14 protein-coding genes are annotated in these 18464 nt (G+C 65.2%); 6 read left to right on the top strand and 8 right to left on the bottom strand.

Features of this window, described 5'->3' with window-relative positions:
- Positions 1 to 48 precede the first annotated feature (48 nt).
- From AC3WJD_RS08285 to AC3WJD_RS08255, 7 genes are all read right to left on the bottom strand, one after another.
- Positions 49 to 954 carry an ROK family protein gene (locus AC3WJD_RS08285; protein ID WP_492746127.1) on the bottom strand — a complete coding sequence of 302 codons (906 nt, stop codon included), beginning with the start codon at positions 952 to 954 and terminating at the stop codon, positions 49 to 51.
- Positions 954 to 2717 carry a glycoside hydrolase family 36 protein gene (locus tag AC3WJD_RS08280; protein WP_492746155.1) on the bottom strand — a complete coding sequence of 588 codons (1764 nt, stop codon included), beginning with the start codon at positions 2715 to 2717 and terminating at the stop codon, positions 954 to 956. The genes AC3WJD_RS08285 and AC3WJD_RS08280 overlap by 1 nt, the downstream gene beginning before the upstream one ends.
- Positions 2707 to 3693: a Gfo/Idh/MocA family protein gene (locus AC3WJD_RS08275; protein WP_492746126.1), complete on the bottom strand. Its 987-nt coding sequence runs from the start codon at positions 3691 to 3693 to the stop codon at positions 2707 to 2709. Before AC3WJD_RS08275 ends, AC3WJD_RS08280 begins: the two co-directional genes overlap by 11 nt.
- Positions 3690 to 4742 carry a zinc-dependent alcohol dehydrogenase gene (locus AC3WJD_RS08270; protein WP_492746125.1) on the bottom strand — a complete coding sequence of 351 codons (1053 nt, stop codon included), beginning with the start codon at positions 4740 to 4742 and terminating at the stop codon, positions 3690 to 3692. The genes AC3WJD_RS08275 and AC3WJD_RS08270 overlap by 4 nt, the downstream gene beginning before the upstream one ends.
- The gene (locus tag AC3WJD_RS08265; protein ID WP_492746124.1) at positions 4739 to 6010 is read right to left on the bottom strand and encodes an MFS transporter; all 1272 of its coding nucleotides are present in this window, start codon (positions 6008 to 6010) and stop codon (positions 4739 to 4741) included. The genes AC3WJD_RS08270 and AC3WJD_RS08265 overlap by 4 nt, the downstream gene beginning before the upstream one ends.
- Positions 6007 to 7293, bottom strand: coding sequence for a glycerate kinase type-2 family protein (locus AC3WJD_RS08260; RefSeq protein ID WP_492746123.1), 1287 nt, complete (start codon positions 7291 to 7293; stop codon positions 6007 to 6009). The genes AC3WJD_RS08265 and AC3WJD_RS08260 overlap by 4 nt, the downstream gene beginning before the upstream one ends.
- Positions 7294 to 7448: 155 nt before the next feature.
- The gene (locus tag AC3WJD_RS08255) at positions 7449 to 8354 is read right to left on the bottom strand and encodes a LysR family transcriptional regulator (RefSeq protein WP_492746122.1); all 906 of its coding nucleotides are present in this window, start codon (positions 8352 to 8354) and stop codon (positions 7449 to 7451) included.
- Between the two features lie 184 nt (positions 8355 to 8538).
- On the opposite strand from AC3WJD_RS08255, the gene AC3WJD_RS08250 reads away from it, so the two are divergent.
- From AC3WJD_RS08250 to galK, 6 genes are all read left to right on the top strand, one after another.
- Positions 8539 to 11028, top strand: coding sequence for a TonB-dependent receptor (locus tag AC3WJD_RS08250; protein ID WP_492746121.1), 2490 nt, complete (start codon positions 8539 to 8541; stop codon positions 11026 to 11028).
- 69 nt (positions 11029 to 11097) lie between these two features.
- Positions 11098 to 12384 carry an MGH1-like glycoside hydrolase domain-containing protein gene (locus AC3WJD_RS08245; RefSeq protein ID WP_492746120.1) on the top strand — a complete coding sequence of 429 codons (1287 nt, stop codon included), beginning with the start codon at positions 11098 to 11100 and terminating at the stop codon, positions 12382 to 12384.
- A gap of 34 nt (positions 12385 to 12418) precedes the next feature.
- A complete protein-coding gene (locus AC3WJD_RS08240; protein ID WP_492746119.1) occupies positions 12419 to 13843 on the top strand; it encodes a glycoside hydrolase family 28 protein in 1425 nt (474 codons plus the stop codon).
- An 11-nt stretch (positions 13844 to 13854) separates the two neighbouring features.
- Positions 13855 to 14772, top strand: coding sequence for a phytanoyl-CoA dioxygenase family protein (locus tag AC3WJD_RS08235; protein ID WP_492746118.1), 918 nt, complete (start codon positions 13855 to 13857; stop codon positions 14770 to 14772).
- 14 nt (positions 14773 to 14786) lie between these two features.
- Positions 14787 to 15830: a UDP-glucose--hexose-1-phosphate uridylyltransferase gene (locus AC3WJD_RS08230; RefSeq protein WP_492746117.1), complete on the top strand. Its 1044-nt coding sequence runs from the start codon at positions 14787 to 14789 to the stop codon at positions 15828 to 15830.
- The gene (galK, locus tag AC3WJD_RS08225; protein ID WP_492746116.1) at positions 15827 to 16987 is read left to right on the top strand and encodes a galactokinase; all 1161 of its coding nucleotides are present in this window, start codon (positions 15827 to 15829) and stop codon (positions 16985 to 16987) included. The genes AC3WJD_RS08230 and galK overlap by 4 nt, the downstream gene beginning before the upstream one ends.
- On the opposite strand, the gene AC3WJD_RS08220 is transcribed toward galK, so the two are convergent.
- Positions 16984 to 18462, bottom strand: a complete 1479-nt coding sequence (locus AC3WJD_RS08220) for a tannase/feruloyl esterase family alpha/beta hydrolase (protein ID WP_492746115.1) — start codon at positions 18460 to 18462, stop codon at positions 16984 to 16986. The two genes, galK and AC3WJD_RS08220, sit on opposite strands and share 4 nt — an antisense overlap.
- Positions 18463 to 18464: the final 2 nt, after the last annotated feature.

Here is an 18464-nt window from a genome sequence, read left to right as displayed (position 1 = left end):
GCAAGTTATTCAGGCATGCGATGCTGCCCTCATGTGTTGGATGCCGTCTTAATGAGGGGACTGTGTTGGCCCACAGTCGATACGTGCATGACGGGCGAGAACCAGAGCACCGATCAACCCGGAGTCGTCGCCCAGTTCAGGCCGTACTATGAACGTGTCGCCTGGTGCTTCAGGGAACGCATAGCCGTTCATATGGCGATGCATTTGCGCCGCAACCGCGGCGTGAAGACGCGGCGTATTGCTCACCCCGCCGCCAAAGACGATTCGGTGGGGCGAAACCGCGAGAACGATCGAGGCGCAGAGTTGCCCCAGATAGGATGCAATTAGCGCGTGCTCCGCTCCGTCCTGGCCAAAGGCCTCGAGCGGCCGGCCAAAGCGCGCCACGACGGCAGGTCCGCTCGCCAGCCCCTCCGCGCAGCCCGTGTGAAACCGGCATTGCGATGACATCGAGTCGCCAGGCTCGCGATGAACAGGCAGATGCCCGATTTCGGGGTGCATCCTGCCTGAGATCGGTTTGCCGTCGATCAGCACGGCTCCGCCGATGCCCGTTCCGACCGTAAGATAGACACCGCAGCCCAGCCCCTTGAGGGCGCCGTAGTGATATTCGCCCACGCCGGCGGCAGCCACGTCGGTATCGATTGCGATGGGTACGCCAACTGCGCGTCCAAGGGCGCCACGAAGATCAAATCCGCTCCAGGCGGATTTTGTTGTTGCGCCCACCGTGCCGAAAGCTGGATCTCGAGGATCAAGCGCGATCGGACCAAAGGCCCCCACCCCCACCGCCGAAACTGCTCCGTGGCTGCGCGTGACCGTATCCAGGAATTCAGCGATCGCGCCGACGGTGTTCGCCGGATCGCGTGTCTCGATCCGTCGTCGTGCGAGCAGCGTCCCGGTCTCGTCGCCGATTGCGACGTTGGTCTTGGTTCCGCCAAGCTCGATCGCGCCGTAAAGCATCAGGCAAGCCTCGGGAAAAGAAGCGACGCGTGCGGCGCGATCTCTGGGACACTCACCGCGGTTGCCGACAGATTCATGATGTGCTCGAACACGTGGCCGTCCTCCAATTCAGCGCGTTGCACGACAAGCGGCTCAATCGAGCCAAGGCCGGGAAAATCACACCGCGCGATCGGCACGCGCAGCAATTGGGCGAACAGCGCGGCGCGCGCCTCGGGCAGTGTATCGAGACGGTCGCTCGTCATCAGAACGCCACCCGAGAGGCCACCGAACAGTGCAAGCGTGCGGACCTCATCGTCGGTAAGATGATGAAATCGTTCGCGGAGCAGGATGCAGTCGGGATCCGCCTGCCACAATATTCCGGAGGCATGATTGCGCGTCAGCTGGTCGCGGAGCAGGCTCTCCGCTGAATATTCGCCAGTCCAGGAAACGCCGATATCACGCCCGATACGCGCAGCATCGACAAGCCCGGTTGATGCCCAGAGCGGACAGCCGCAGCCGAGCCAGAGCGCGTCGCCGATCTCCTCGCGGATCAGCTGCGCCATGCGCCGCCAGATTGCGATCCGCGAAAGCCCGCTCTCGTGCCAGCGAGCGGTGTCCGGACCGTGCTCGCTGCCGAACAGCATGAAATCGGTCTTGAAATAACCGACGCCCCAATCGTGACGCCAGGTTCGGAAGACCTTGCGGATATAGGCTTCGGCACCGGGATGGGTGATGTCGAGAATGTAATATTCCTCGCTGCGCTTGTGCCAGCGAAACTCGCCATAGAAGTGCATCTGGGCGAGGGGCTCGCCGGTCTCCGCGCTCCGGACGACCCAGTCGGGATGTTCGGCGTAGAGCCGGCTGCGGTTACCGACCATGAAGGGCGCGATCCACAATCCCGGCGTAAAGCCTGCCGCAGCAATGTCGGCGATCAACGGTTTTAGGCCGCGCGGGAATTGGGGCTTCACATCCAGCCAATCTCCCATTTCGGGCGTGAAACCGTCATCGATCTGGAAAATATCGAGCGGCACCTGATGGGCTTCCCGGAACCCTGCCGCGCCGCGCAGATGCTCGAGGATCGACGCTTCGTCGATCGCTGCGTAGAGATTGTACCACGAACACCAGCCGGTGATGCGGCGCGGGGGGATCCGCGGAGCGGGTGTGGATTGAGCCGCGACGATCCGCGACCAGCTGCGAAGCGTCTCTTCAACCCCGTCGCCGGTCATCAGGATCATCGGTTCCGCCTCGATCGTCCCGTGATGCGGCACGCGGTCGCGCAACGTCTCTATACCGAACGACAGGCAATCGGACGTCCCACCGAACTGGAATCTGCTCTGGAAGCGATCGTGTCTGGTGAACCCAAGTACCGATGCGCCGCTTCCCTCCTCAGGGAGTAGCGCAGTCATCGCAAAACCCAGTGTCGGCACCTTGCCCGGGGGCCCGTCCCCCGCCGGGGTGCCGGGTGCAACGAAATAGCTTCCATCCCAGCTTTGATAGCCGTTGCGAAGATAAAGCCGTGCGCCTGAGACCTCATCGAAGCGTAAGCCAAGGCTGTCGATCGCACGCGCAGGATCGATCCCTTCAAGCCGGAAGCATAGCCGTAACGCGTCGCCGTCTGGTGCAATCTCAAGGATCGCGCGTCCCCGATCGAGCGGCCATATTACGCCGTGGTCACCGACTTCGGGGGATCCATGCCGAGGTACGGTGCCGTCGATCAGCGGCGCCATGCCGCCAAGCGAAAGTCCGAGCCCGGCAAAGCCGGGACGACCGGCATCAAAGCGCATCGTCAAGATTCAATTCCACGCCAAGTTCGGCGGAACGGCGTGCGGCTAGCGCCAGACGCAACGTCGCCGTGCCTTCGCGTAGCGGCACGCGGGGCGGGTGGCCGTGGCGGATTGCGGAAGCAACGTCCGCGAGTTGGGCGACAAAGGGATCGGTCGCGCCCGCTATCACCTCTTCCTCGACCAAGTCACCGGTACGCGTCAGCACCGCGTCGTTCCATCCGGTGAAGCGGCCGGTCATCCGCTCTGCGAACACCGCCCAGTCCTTGTGCCAACGCCCGGGGACCGCGATGTTGCTTGCATTGAGCGTCGCGACGCGGCCGTCCTTCCAACCGAAGATGATCGCCGACACGTCCTCCACATCATATCCCGGGGTCGCCCGGTGAAACAGGTTGGCGCGGCGCGCATAGACCGTGTCGGGATCGCCCATGAACAGGCGGACCAGATCGATCAGGTGGATGACCTGTTCGAGCATCTGGCCGCCCGATTTCGCGGCCTCGCGCCACCAGGGCGCGTGGAGCGCATTGCAGTGATAGCTTCCGGCGAAAAGCCCGACCGTTCCGGTGTCGCCTTGCTGCCAGCGCGCAATCGCGTCGCCGAAGCGGTACATGAAACCGTTAGCGGCGATGACACCGGAACGTTCCGCGGCGTCAACCATGCGACCCGCAGTCTCCAGGTCGAGCGCCATCGGTTTTTCGACCAGCAGATTGACGCCGGCTGCCGCGGCGCGCTCGACCTCGCCAGCATGCGCATAGGGCGGAAGCGTGGCGATGAGCAGGTCGAGCCCGGCCTCACCGAGCATCCGATCGATGTCGGTAAAGGCCTCGCCGCCATGCTGGTCGGCAAAAGCCCGGGTGCGCGCCTCGTCCCGCCCGCAACAGGCGACGAGCGTCATTGATTCGCCCAGCGCGGCCACCGCGCCCGCGTGGCGCGCGGCGATGCCGCCGCAGCCGAGCAACCCGACGCGAAGACGGCTCATGCGCTGCGTCCGAAATCGAGCATCGCCTGGAGCAAGCCCGCCTCGCCGGAATCGAGGCGCGCGAACAAGGCGGGCGCCTCGGCAAAGGGCGCGACATGCGTGATGAGCGGAAGCAGGTCGAGCACCCCGGCATGCTGAAGTTCCACTGCGGCGCGCCAGAGCCGCGGCTTCGACCAGCGATAGCTCGCCTCGGGAGCGACGCCCGAAATCTGCGAGCAGATCAGCTGGACGCGGTTGTGGTGGAATTCCTCGCCAAGCTTCAGGCCGGGAACGTCGCCCTGGAAAAAGCCCATGGCGATCACCCGCGCCGAATAGGCGACCGCGCGGATCGCCTCCGCCAGCGCGGCGGGGGCGCCCGACACCTCGATACACGCGTCCGCGCCTCGTCCGCCGGTGGCGCTCTTGATCGCTTCCGCCACGCCACCCTGGCTGGGGTCGAGCGCTTCATGCGCGCCGTGCGCAAGCGCGATGGCGCGTCGGCCAGGATCTGGATCGACCGCGATCACGCGTGCTCCGGAGGCGCGCGCCGCCTGCGCGACGATCTGGCCCGGAACGCCGAGGCCGAACACCGCCACGGTTTCGCCGAGCCGGATCTGGGCGTCGTGCACACCGTTCAAGGCCACCGCGCCAATGTGCGAGAAAATGCCGATTCTCGGATCGGCGCCTTCGGGCAACAGCCGATCGCGCGCATAATCGGCGGGCGCGACATGGTGGGTGCGATGGCCCCAGGTGCCGAAGACGCGCTGGCCGGCGCGAAGGTCGGCGACCGCACTGCCCAGCTCGACGATCTCGCCGGCTTCCTCATAGCCCAGATTGCGCACCGGCCATGGCCAGCTCGGGCTGTCGGCCGGGACGAACAGGCGACTCGCCTCGTCCCAGCGGCGATGCATGAAGGGATTGGTACCGCGATATTGCGAAAGCTCGGTGCCCGCGCTGATTCCCGAATGGAGCGTACGGATGCGTACCTCCTCCGGACCGAGCGGCGCAGACTCGAGCGGTTCAAAGGCAAGTTTGCGCTCGGCCTCAAGGACAAGGGCTGATCCGGTCATATATCAAGGCTCTCGGAATTGGCGATCACGGCCTCACGGGTGGACGTGCGCGTAGCAAGGAGGATCGCGACGGCCACGAAATAGAGGAGCGCAAGCGCGGTCATGCCCACGGCCATGCCCAGATATTGGGTGGCCTGCGCCACGAAGATCGGGGTCAGCCCGGCACCCATGAAGCCGAGCATCGTCATCAGCCCGACCGCCGTCGCACGAGCATGGGGCGGGACGACATCCTGCATGGCGGCATAGATGCATCCGTCGAAGAGTCCCTTGCCGATGCTGGTCGCGAGCAGCACTGCGCCGACCATCAACGCGGTGGATGCCGCCATCAGCGGAAGCAGGCAGATTCCCGCTGCGGTGAGCCCGATGGCAAGCGTATAGAAGCGACCGATGGGCGAGCGCTTGGCGAGCGTGTCGGCAAGCAAGCCGCCGAGCGGCACCGACAGGAAACCCGCGATGTTGATGGTCGCAGCGCCGTAAAGCGCAGAGCCGGTCAGATCGAGTCCGAGCGCGTCATGGACGAAGGTCGGTGCCCAGACCGTGACGCCGGTCGATGCGCCCGTGCCCAGGAAGAACACGGCGCAGAGCATCACCGCGGGCTTGGTGCGCAGGACGATGCCGAGCGGCTCGTTCCCCTTCCCCTTCTCCGCCGCCGTGTGCCGGATCGGCGCATCGCGCAGAAAGCGGAAGAGCAGCATGGCATGGATGATGCCCGCGATGGCGAAGATCACATAGGGTGCCTGCCAGCCCATTCGATCCGCCATGTAACCCGCTGCGACCGAGCCCATTCCAGCGCCCGCGAAAACCGCGGTTTGATGCAGGGACAATGCCCGGCTGCGCATCGAGGACTTATGCCAGTCGCCGATCAACGCGGTCGCGGTGGGATAATAGGTCGCCTCGCCGAGCGCCACGAGACCGCGAAAGGCGAGCAGCATCGCAAAGCCGGTGGAGAGCGAACTGAACCCCGTCGCAACGCTCCAGAAGATCAGTCCATAGATCACGACGCGCGACCGGCGTACGCTGTCGCCCATGCGTCCGGCGAAGAACGCGGCGACCGCGTAGATCCAGAAGAATACCGAATTGAGCAGTGCCAATTGGGTGGCGCTGAGCCCGAATTCGCTGCGCAGCTGCGGCATGACCGCGATGAGGATCGAGCGGTCGGCCGCGTTAAGGAAGGCAACGAGCCAGAGCAACCCGATCAACACCCAGGGATAGTGGCGGCCGGGAGAAGGCCGGGTATCGGCTGCCGCGATCTGGATCATTGCCATCATCCCGCTCCTTCGATCAGGATCGCCCGGAAATCGTTGACGTTGGTAAGGGTCGGCCCTGATACGACGAGGTCGCCCAGCGCTTCGAAGAAGAGATAGGCGTTGTTCTGTGAGAGATGGACAGCGGGATCGAGGCCGAGACTGCGGGCGCGCTCGAGCGTGTCGGGCTTCACGACCGCGCCCGCGGCGCCTTCGGTCCCGTCGATTCCGTCCGTGTCGCAGGCAAGCGCGTGGATTCCCGGCGTCCCGTCGAGCGCGATCGCGAGGCCCAGCAGATATTCGAGGTTGCGCCCGCCGCGACCCTCGGGGTTGACGACCGTAACCGTGGTCTCACCGCCCGAGATGATCACACGCCGCCGCCCGTCGGCCGCCAGACGACGGGCAAGCGCGGCATGGCTGGCGCCGAGATGGCGCGCCTCAGCCTGGAGCTGGTCGCCGAGATCGGTGACCGCGCAGCCGCGCTCTGCCGCATATCTCGCGGCCGCCGCCAGCGCGTCGCGGGCCCGGGCGATCACGACGGTTTCTCCGCCGGCGAGCCCGAGGGCATCGGCCGCCGGCGTCTCGTTTGCGGGATCGGCAAGCGCCTTCGCAATATTGGGAGGCGGCACGATGTCGTATTTGGTGATGATGTCGCGGGCGGCGACGAGACCCGAATGATCGGCCACCGTCGGTCCCGAAGCGACGAAGGAAGGATCGTCGCCCGGCACATCCGAGATGATCCAGGTCGTGACGCGCGCGGCACCCGCCGCGACCGCGAGCCTCCCGCCCTTGATCGCCGACAGGTGTTTGCGCACGCAGTTGATCTCGGCGATCGTCGCACCCGATTGCAGGAGCGCGCGTGTAATGGCCTGCTTGTCGGCAAGCTCGACCCCCGGCGCGGGCGCCGCGAGCAGCGCCGAACCCCCGCCTGAAAGCAGGACCAGCAGCTGGTCCCCCGCATCGAGACCGCGCGCGATGTCCAGTGCCCGCTGTGCTGACCGAATGCTGTTCTCGTCCGGAAAGGGATGGCCCGCCTCGATAATCTCGACATCGGGCCAGCCGGCCCCCTCAACCGGGATATGGTCATAGCGCGTGACGACGAGCCCGGGGAGCGGCGTACGTGCGCGCAACTGCGCGATCCGCATCATCTCTGCTGCCGCCTTGCCGACGGCGATCGCAACTATTCGGCCATGGGGCGATGCGGGCAATGCCTTGGGCATCGCGACCTCGGGGGTCACTGCACGGACGGCCTCTGCAAACAGATCGAGCAGAAGCGCGCCCCCGCTTGAAGAACCGCTCGCTGCCATGCCGGCATCATTGCTATGCAAGATGGTAATAAACCCCTCCCGGCGATTGCCGATCGTCATCCGGTCTGCGCCGGTCCTGCAAAGGCTGGCGGGTGCGGCGCGTATCGCCTAGAGCGGATTTACGGAACGGTATGTTCCATTTTCGGCAACATTGTTCAATGGATCTCCCACGACAGTGTCGGGCGCAGATGTTCGACCAGATAGTCGATCAGCGTGCGGACGCGGACAGGCACGCCCTTGGGATCGTCGAACAGCGCGAAGAAGGTCATGTCCGCCGTTTGCCAGCCAGGCAGAACCTCCACCAGCCGCCCCTCCGCCAGATCGCGCTTGCACAGGAATGCGGGGAGATTGGCGATTCCGAGCTCGGATAGCGCGGCGTGTCGGAGCAGGATGAAATCATTGCAGATGAGCTTGGGCGCGAACTCGACCGAAACCTCCTGCGCCCCCTTGTGGAGGCTCCATTTGTGTCGCCGATCAAGCGTTCCGGCGGCCAGCAGATCGAAGCGCGGAAGTTCCACATGGTTCTGGGGCATGCCCTTGCGCTCGAAATAACCGGGTGCGCCAAAGGCGCCGCATTCGGTCGTGCCGAGTTTGACCGCGACCAGATCGGAGTCCGCCAGCGGCGCCACCGCGAGCGCCACGTCGAACCCGCTGCGCAGCAACCCGACCGCATCGTCGCTGAGCACGCTGACCAGCCGCACATCCGGATAAAGCTCAAGGAAGCTCGCGAGCAGCGGCCCGATCAAGCTCTGCCCGAGCACATAGGGGATCGCGACCCGCACGACGCCCTGCGGGTGGTGCTGCTGGCTCTGCAGAGCACGCTCGCCGTCGCGCAGCACGCCGATCGATCGCAGGCAATATTCGAAGAAGAGCGCGCCGTCCTGCGTGACAGTCACCGCGCGCGTGCTGCGGTGGAGAAGCTGCGCGCCCAGATGCTCCTCGAGACGTGACACGCGCCGGCTGACCGTCGACTTGGGCAGCCCCAGCAGCCGGCCTGCCTTGGTCAAGCTCTCGGTTTCCACGATTTTGACGAACACCATCAGGTCGCCCAAGTCGAGCATGCTTGCGTCCTCTCCAGCGCGGCGATAGGGCGTTGTTCCATTTTCGGCAACAGATTGTTGTTGCAAAACAGGCTACCCGGTCGGGGCATCACAAATCAGGTTTTATCGGAATTGAGCGCGCAAGGACGTGCTCGTCAAGCGCGGGGGACACCGCGCGAGAGAGGAAGCTGGAAGGGGATCCACTATGTTGATCAAGACGGGCAAGAACCCATTTCACCGTACCGGATTGATGGTCGCGGCATCGGCGCTGGCGCTGATTTCTGGAACGGCCCATGCGCAGGACACGCAAGCGCAACCGGCGCCGCAGCCAGCCGAAGCGGAAGTGCCCGAGGCGCAGGGCGAGATCATCGTCACGGGCACCAGTGTTGGCCGCATTGCCATGGACACGCCGCTCGCGGTTACAGCACTCGACGACAGCCGGCTGGCCAAGCTCACCTCGAGCAGCCAGGCCGACATCCTCAACTCGGTGCCGACGATCAAGGCCGACGGCGGCGGGGGTGAAGTCGCGACGAACGTCTTCATCAAGGGCCTGCCCTCGGGTGGCCAGTATCAGTTCACGCCTCTCATGTACGACGGCATGCCGGTGTTCAGCACGTTCGGCCTGAATTCTTCGGCCTTTGACGTCTATTATCGCAACGATCTCGGCATCGATCGGCTCGAATTCGTGCGGGGCGGCGTCTCCAACCTGTTCGGTCCCGGCTCGGTGGCGGGCCTCATCAACTATATCTCCAAGACCGGAGATGACGAGTTACGCGGCGTCGTCCAGCTGGAGGTGGCCGAACACGATCGCTATCGGGGCGACGTCGCAATCAGCGGGCCGCTGGGCAATGGCCTCTATTATGCCTTTTCGGGTTACTACCGCCACGACGAAGGCCCTATCCGGACCGACCTCGACACCAAGGGCTTTCAGCTGCGCGGCAATCTGAAGAAGGAACTTGCCGACGGCTCGGGATCGATCACGCTCTACGGCCAGTACATCGACGATCAGGTGCAGTTCTATCTTCCGGTCCCGCTCGACGGCACGACACGCAATCGCGCGCCCGGCAATGACGGGCACAAGGTCTTTTCGGTTCAACACAACAACCTGAACGGCCTCGGCTTCCAGACGCCCGACGGGGCGTTCGAAACCGATATCGCCGAGGGCGTCTCGACCAAGGGCGGTTCGGTCGCGCTCGTCTTCGACAAGGAATTCGGGGACGGCTGGGGCATCAACAGCCGCACCCGATATGCCGACTATAATCACAAGTTCGGCCTCTGGTCGGACGGCGACGGGCTCATCAACGTGCCCGAGACACTCCAGAGCTTCCTGACCAACCGCGGCCTCGGATCGGTCGCGAATGCCAGCTTCACCTTCGCCGATGACAGCAGCGTGGTTCCGGCCGATTACCTGCTCTTCGCCAACCGCTTTACCGATCGCGACCGTCCCGCCACCGACTTCTCGTCGGAACTCAACTTCACGAAGAAGCTGGAAACCGGAAGCCTTGAGCACAGCTTCACGCTGGGCGGCTTCTACTCGTTTACCAAGGCCGATGACGTTAACGTCACCACGACCTACCTGGCAGAGTTCAACAACAGGCCGCGGCTCGTCAATCTCGTGGTGACCAATCCGGCGACGGGCGCGCAGACGATCGTCTCGCGGAACGGCCTGCTCAATGCGGGCGGCGGCTATGTCAACAACCGGCACAAGGTGGAACGCTATGCCGCCTATATCGCCGACCAGATCGAGGCGGACCGGTTCATCTTCGACATCGGCTTCCGTATCGAGAAGCTGGAAGGCTCGATCCGCCGGGAACGCACCGCAACCTTCGTCACCGATCCGACGACGCCCAATCTGGCACCGGCGCTGCGCGACGTCATATGGGGGAACGGCTCATTCCTGCGTGCAAATGTTGATACGAGCGAATGGGCGGTCGCTGCGGGTGCGCTCTACAAGCTCACCGACAACTTCAACCTCTACGCTAACGCGTCGCGCGGCTACTTCTTCCCCGAGATACGCGCCGTCACCTTCAACGCGCTGGGACAGCCAGCCTCCTACTCGGCCGAGATCATCAAGCAGGCCGAAGCGGGCGTGAAATATGACGGCGGGCGCATCTCGGCGACGCTGTCGGGTCTCTACACCAAGCTCAGCAACCGTCGGCAGGTGCTGTTCGTCAATGACGGGCAAGGCGGCTTCATCGAACGCGTCAACATCGTCGCCACTGAATCCTATGGTCTCGAAGGGACGCTCAGCGTTCGCATCCTCGACTCGCTGCGCTTCGACGGCAATGTGACGCTCCAGGACCACAAGTACACAGCGTTCGATACGACGCCCGGCAACATCGGCAACGAGCTCGAGCGTCAGCCCAACCTGCTCTACAATGCCGGCCTCTATTACGACGACGATCGCCTCGATGCTTCGATCTTCACCAACTACACGGGTGACAACTTCACCGCGGCGAACAACGCCATCACGCTCGAAGGGTGGCATGTCGTCAGCCTCGACGCCGGCTACAAGATTCCGATCGGTGACAACACCGCGCGGATCGGCGTCAACGTCTTCAACCTGTTCGATACCGACGCGACGACTGAAGGGTCGCCGCGCCAGGACAGCTCACAGACGACGGGCGGCGCCTATTTCGTTGGTCGTCCGGTACTGCCGCGGCGCATAACCGCCCGTCTCACCTTCAACTTCTAGGAAATACGACCGGGGGCGCGTCCCCCGGCCCTCATGTTTGTACACGTTATGACGGAGTGTTCGGAAGCAATGGCCATTCAAGACCTCGACCAGGGCGCGCGCGACATCCTGACCGGTAATGACCGGGGCGGCTACACCGTGCCCAACGGACGCGTCTATCCCTTCCAGTGGAACTGGGATTCCGCGTTTGTGGCGCTCGGTTTCGATACCTTCGATCGCAACCGGGCCTGGCAGGAGATCGAGACGCTCTTCGAGGCACAATGGGAAGACGGCTTCCTGCCCCATATCATCTTCTGGAAGGATGATCCCGGCTATTTTCCCGGCCCCGGGGTCTGGGACACGGGCAAGACGCCCGTCACCTCGGGTATCACTCAGCCCCCGGTCGCTGCGAGCGTGGTCCGCAAGCTATGGGAAAGTGCCGAGGAGGCTGGTGAGGGTCAGGCTTTCCGGAGCCGGCTCCAGACACTTTTCCCCAAGCTGATGGCATGGCACCGCTGGTTCGCCGAGCACCGGGATCCCGAGCGCCGCGGAGTCGTCATTGCGATGCACCCGTGGGAAACGGGGCGCGACAACTCGCCCGAATGGGACGCGCCCGGCGAGCCGATCGATGTCTCCAACGTGGGCGATTATGTCCGTCGCGACACCAGTCATCTCGACGCGAAGATGCGACCGACCAAACTGGAATATGACCGTTATCTAGCGCTCGTCCAATATGGCCGCGCACAGGGCTGGGATCATGCAAAGATCGCCGCGGGCAATCCCTTCCGCGTCGCAGATGTCGGCATGTCGATGATACTGCTGCGGGCCAATCGCGATCTTCTGGCGCTGGCGGAAAGGCTGGGTCATGAGGCGGAGGCCAGCGAGCTTCGGACGCTGATCGAAACCGCCGAACGCGGAATCGCATGGCTGTGGGACGAAGACAAGCAGAGCTGGTGCTCGCGCGACCTCCTCACCGGCAAATCGTCGGGCTTCATCACCAGCGCGTCCTTCCTGAGCTTCTATGCGGGCATCAGCGATCCGGCGAAGGACCGCACGATGCTCGATCACCTCGCGCGCATCGGCAAGGCGGTGCGCTACCTGATGCCGAGCCTCGATCCCGACGATCCCGGATTCCAGATGATCCGCTACTGGCGTGGCCCCGTCTGGGCGGTGGTCAACTACATGATCGGCGTCGGTCTGGCCGATGCCGGCCATGCAACCGAAGCCGAACGCGTCCGTTCCGATACGCGTGCGCTGATGGAGGCCAACGGCTTCTACGAGGCCTATAACCCGCTCGACGGGAGCGGCACCGGCGGAGACGATTTCTCGTGGACCGCCGCGATCTGGCTCGCCTGGGCACGGCACGCCGCGTCGTGATCCTGCCGATGCTGTCGGCTGAGGGGCGCTGACGATGCTCGCCCTGCCCCTCGTCGCGGCGCTGCTGGCTCCCGGCACGAATGCGGGGCCGCCCCCGGTCGCCGGCATTTGCGACGCGGCACGGTACGGCGCGCGCGCGGACGGAGAGACCCTCGACACTGCGGCGATCCAGCGAGCCGTCGATGCCTGCGCCCGGGCGGGCGGCGGCACGGTGCTGCTCGCGGGCGGCACTTTCCTCAGCGGCACGATCGTGCTCAAGGACCATATCACGCTGCGTATCGCGGCCGGCGCGACGCTGCTCGCCTCGCCGCGCATCGAGGATTTCACGCCCTACCCGCCCGAGGACGTGCCGAAGATCATGATCGACGGCTCCACGCAGAACAAGGGCAACGGCCCCTACCACCTGATCCACGCCCAGGGCGCGCGCAACGTTGCGATCGACGGCGGCGGCACGATCCGTGGCAATGGTGAGGCCTATTGGGACCGCGATCCCGAACGCGTCTTCGTGTCGCGGCGCCCGCGGCCGACGCCGCTGATCGAGTTTGTCGAGAGCCGTGGCATCCGCGTCGAGAATGTGACGATCCGCGATGCGGCCGGCTGGACGATCCATCCGCTCGAATCCTCCGACATCCGCATCGCCGGCATAACCATCGTCAATGACGGGCGCGGGCCCAATACCGACGGCATCAACATCGATTCGAGCCGCAACGTGCTGGTGACAGACAGCAATATCGAGGCGGGCGACGATTGCGTGGTGCTCAAGACCACCGGACGGCGCGGCGGCAGGCCGGTGCCCCCGACCGAGAATATCGTCGTCTCCAACATCGTCTGCTCGTCGGACGACCAGGGCCTCAAGATCGGGACCGAAAGCCTCGGCGATTTCCGCGACATCCTGTTCACCAATGCAATCATCTACCACTCGCCCACCCTCTATCGAGCGCCCACGGCCGCCATCTCGATGTCGATGGTCGATGGCGCGAGCTTCGAGAACATCGTGGTCTCGAACGTCGTTATCCGCGACGCGCACACGCCGCTGTTTCTGCGCCTCGGCAATCGCGGCCGCGGCCAGACCGTGCCGAGGCCGGGCGCGCTCAACAACGTCGTCTTCTCGAACATCATCGCGACAGGCGGCACGCTCGCCTCGTCGATCACCGGGCTGCCGGGCCATCCGGTGCGCGGCGTCACCTTGAGCGACATCGACATCACCATGGCGGGCGGCGGCGAAGCCCCCACGGGCAGCATCCCCGAAGCAGCCGGCGATTATCCCCATGCACCGATGTTCGGGCCGCTGCCGAGCTACGGGTTCTACCTGCGCCATGTGGAGGGCTTGACGCTGCGCAACGTCCGGCTGCGCGCGGCGGGGCCCGACGCCCGGCCCGCGATCCTGCTTGACGATGTCGCCGAGCTGGAGGCGGACGCGATCTCGATCCGCGATGCCAAACGCATCGGCAAACGTTGAAGGCGCTTGCGATGAACCAGGAACCCCTTTTCCATCACCACGAGATCCAGCCCCCAAGGATCGAGCATCCCGGCGCGACGGTCCCGACCGACCTTGACGAATATCTGTTCGACCTGAACGGGTTTCTTCACCTTCGCGGGGTCCTGTCGCCAGCGGAAGTGGCCGAGGGCAATGCGCTGATCGATACGATACCGCGCGATCTCGCCCGGGGTGACTGGTATGGCTGGGTTCAGCGCGAGGACCATCCGGATCATCGCGGCATCAGCTACCAGCAAGTCTACGAGCTGGGCGGCGCGTTCGAGCGGATGATCGATCACCCGCGCTATCTGAACTATCTGTTCCGCTTCATCGGCGGGCAGGAAACCCATGACTATTATCACGGGCCTGCGGCGATGGACGAGAACTTCTTCTCGATCCGCGGTCCGGGTGAAGCCATCCCGGTGCATTCCGGAGGGCACGAGATGTGCAGCCGCACCGGCTATCGCTATCACAACGGCCGTTTTCTGTGCGGTGAGATCAATATACTGACGGCCTTTACCGATATCGGGCCCGGCGACGGCGCGACGATGGTGATACCGGGTTCGCACAAGTCCAACATGATCCATCCCGCCTTCCTGCGCCGCGATCGCGTCCATGAGTGGTCGAACCAGGGCGGCGGGTCTGCCGATGACGTCGAGGGTGCCGTCGAAGTCCATATGAAGGCCGGTGACGCCCTGCTTTTCGTCGATGCGCTCTGCCACGGTTCCGCAAAGCGCATGAGTCCGGGCGATCGGCGGATAAGCGTCTATCGCTACGGGTCGTCATGGCATCGCACGCGCTTCGGCCACGTGCCGTCTCCCGAGTTGCTCGAACGGCTGAACCCCGTTGCGCGCAAGCTCGTTCATCCGCGCGACTGGATCAGGCCGCCCGGCGCCGCCGCGCGCTGGTGATGCGGAACCGGATCGTGCCTGTCTTCGATCCCGAACTTCATCCGCATCGGCGGTTCAACCCGCTGAACGGAAGTCACGTTCTCGTTTCGCCGCATCGTGCCGCCAGACCGTGGCTGGGTATGGAGGAGCAACCCGTCGATGCCGCGCCGGCTTCGCACGATCCCGGCTGCCATCTTTGTCCGGGCAACCGCCGCGCGACGGGGGAGCAGAACCCCGACTATGCCTCGGTGTTCGTTTTCGACAACGACTTTGCGGCGCTTCAGCCCGACGCTCCCGATTCGCTGCAAGCAAACGCGCTTCTCGAGCTCTCGCCCGCACGGGGCGTAGCGCGCGTGATCTGCTTTTCGCCCGATCATGGCGCGACATTGCCCGAACTGCCCCTGGCGGGGTTGGGCGCGGTGATCGACGCCTGGTGTGCGGAGAGCGCAGCGCTTGGCGCACGCTATCGCTGGGTGCAGGTTTTCGAGAACAAGGGCGCCGCTATGGGCTGTTCCAATCCGCATCCGCATGGTCAGATCTGGGCGACCGACTATCTGCCCGACGAACCGGCGCGCGAGCACAAGCGCCAGCGCGCGTGGATGCGGGACCGTGGCCGTCCGCTGCTGATTGAGCTTGTCGAGCGCGAAGCAGCGCTTGGCGAGCGCGTGGTCGTTCAGACCGATGACTGGCTGGCGATCGTGCCCTTCTGGGCCACCTGGCCGTTCGAGACGCTCTTGCTTCCGCGTTTCCCGGTGGCGCGCCTGCCCGAGCTCACAGCTGCGCAGCGCGCAAGTCTGGCGATCGCGCTTCGCGAGTTGACGACCCGCTACGACAACCTCTTCCGCTGTTCCTTCCCCTATTCGATGGGATGGCACGGTGCGCCATTCGGAGAGGACGACACGGGCTGGCAGCTTCATGCGCATTTCTATCCGCCGCTGCTGCGCTCCGCGAGCGTCCGCAAGTTCATGGTCGGCTTCGAGATGATGGCCGAGGCGCAGCGCGATCTGACGCCAGAGCAGGCCGCGGAGAGATTGCGCGCGGTCGAGACCGTGCACTATCGCGCGTCGAGGATTCTGTGAGCGTTGCCCCCGATCTGATCGCGCGGGTCGCGCACACCTTCGCCGCTGCTTTCGGGGGCGCGCCCGATTTCTTCATCCAGGCACCGGGGCGCGTCAACCTGATCGGCGAACACACCGACTATAATGACGGCTTCGTCCTGCCATGCGCGATCGATCGGTGCACCCTGGTTGCAGGGCGTGGGCGGGACGACGGCGAGGTGCGCATCGTCGCCGCCGATTATGGTTCGGCGTCCGATCGCTTCCGGCTGGATGCACCGATCGCGCGACGGGCGGACGCGGCCTGGGTCAATTATGTGCGCGGCGTCGCGGAGATCCTTCGGCAGGATGCCTTTGCCCTGTCTGGCGCCGAGATCGCGATCGGGGGTGATATCCCCCAGGGCGCGGGGCTCTCCTCCTCGGCCTCGCTCGAAGTGGCGATTGGATCGGCCCTGACCCGCAGCGCGGGAATAGAGTGCCCCCCAGCCGTGCTCGCGCGCACCGCTCAGCGCGCGGAGAATGAGTTCGTCGGGTGCGCGTGCGGGATCATGGATCAGCTGATCTCGGCGCGTGCCGAAGCGGGCGCCGCGCTCCTCATCGACTGCCGGTCGCTTGAGTGCCGTGCGGTCGCGGTGCCCGAGGGGCTGGTGGTCATGATCATCCATTCGGGTGTGGAGCGCGGGCTGGTCGACAGCGCCTATAACGAGCGCCGACGGCAGTGTGAGGCGGCAGCCCGCCACTATGGCGTGGCGGCGCTGCGCGATCTGGACCTCGCAGGTCTGGAGGCCGACCGACGGGCGCTCGATGACGTGGCTTATCGTCGGGCGCGGCATGTGGTGACCGAGAACGCGCGCACGCTCGCGGCCGCGGACGCGCTCGCTGTGGGCGATCTGGCGCTACTCGGCACGCTCATGGCGGATTCGCATCGATCGATGCGCGACGATTTCGAGATCACCGTCCCCGCTATCGATGCGCTCGCGGCGCTCGCAGCGCGCGAGATCGGCAACGAGGGTGGCGCGCGCATGACGGGGGGTGGTTTCGGCGGATGCGTCGTCGCGCTCATGCCACGCGAGCGCGCGGCATCGGTTCGCGCAGCGATCGAGGTGAGCTATCGAACCCCGGCGGGAGGCAGGCCGCATATCCTGGAATGCCGCCCCGCTGCGGGAGTTTCCTTGGTCTAATCAAGCGGGTCCAGGGGCAGGAGCGTCGCTCGTTTAGCAACGCCGCGACGGGGATCATCGTCGCGGTAGCGGACCGCGATCAGGCTGTCCGGAGCGACACCCTGCTCGACCCATGCCTCGAGCGCGCGGCGGATATCGTGGTGCCGATCGTCTCGTAACGCGGGCGCGGGGAGCGACTGACCAAAGGCGCCCGGACCGGGGCCTCCCTGGCAGTGCGTCATGCCGGGTACCATGAACAGCCGGTAGAAGCCTTGAGTGCGCGTGAGTCCGCCCTGCTGGGTCACGACGTGGCTGTAGAAGTCGACGCCGCGCCGCGGCGCGATCACCGCATCGGACCAGCCGAAATAGGAGATGATCTTGCCGCCGCCCGCGCGGAAGGCATTTAGGTCGCGGGGATCGACGTCGAGCATTTCGCGCATCGCATCGTTCGCGACGAAACGCCCGGGCCTATGGTCGGCAACCTGCCACCGCGGATTATCTTGGAGCAAATGCCGAAAGGCCTGGGTCGCGAAGGTGAGTTGCGATTGCGCATCGGGATCGGGATTGACGATCCAGCGGCGCCAGTCCTCGAGCACCATCGCGGCGGGCTCGAAGCCCGAAGACATGATGATGCGCAGGCTTTCAAGCTGTGGGGCGGTCAGACAGGGCTCCCGCGAAGGCTCCTTGCAGATCAGCTGTGCCGGATCGAAACGGCATTGGCGCGGATCGCGCGCGATGCCCTCGATCGTCGAGCCCGGCGGGCAGGAGGCAAGCGCTGCCTGCTGGATCAGCGGGAGCAGCGTCGGCGCGATCCATCCGTCAGGAGCGACGCGAAGCCTTTGCTGGATCGTCGCGAAATCGGCGAGTTGCCGGGACCAGCGATGGGCGGGCGCGCCTGCGATGATGCCGTCCCAATCGCCGGGATATCGCGCGGCGGCCGTCAGCGCCTGTCGCCCGCCATTGGAGCAGCCTGCGAAATAACGCGTGGCGGGTGGCCGTCCGTAATAGCGGGTGATCAGGGCGCGCGCGGCGTCCGCAGTTGCTTTGATCGAACGGTGTCCATAGTCAATCACGCGCTCGGGATGGCCGCTGGCCCAGCGCGCGTCGAACTGGTCGCCCGAATGCCCCGTATCGGTGACCGCGGCTGCATTGCCGCGCGCAACCTCGGCGGCAAGCGAGGGATAATGGATATTCCCCGCAAAGCCGCCATTGCCGAGCTGATAATAGCGGCCGTTCCAGCCGTCGCGCGGCAGCCAGAGCTCGAAGACGATGTGCGAACCCGCGGCGGGCCGCGCCACGCCGCGAACCCGGCAGGCGGGCGCGCTGTCGATCCGCGTGCCGTCCGCCGCGGTGAAATGCTCCTGGATCGTTTCCGCCGTCTCGATCGTGACGCCGGCGGGCGCGAGCATCTTCAACGACGCGCACCGATCCTCGGGCGCGGCGCCGAGAAGCGCCAGCCCCGCCAGCGGCAGAAGCAGGCGCGCGACCAACGCCATCC

The organism is Sphingobium sp. FW306-1B-F04DB (genome assembly GCF_058781925.1).
Note: the sequence above shows the minus strand (reverse complement) of the source record. Positions and strands in the feature narration are given on the sequence as shown.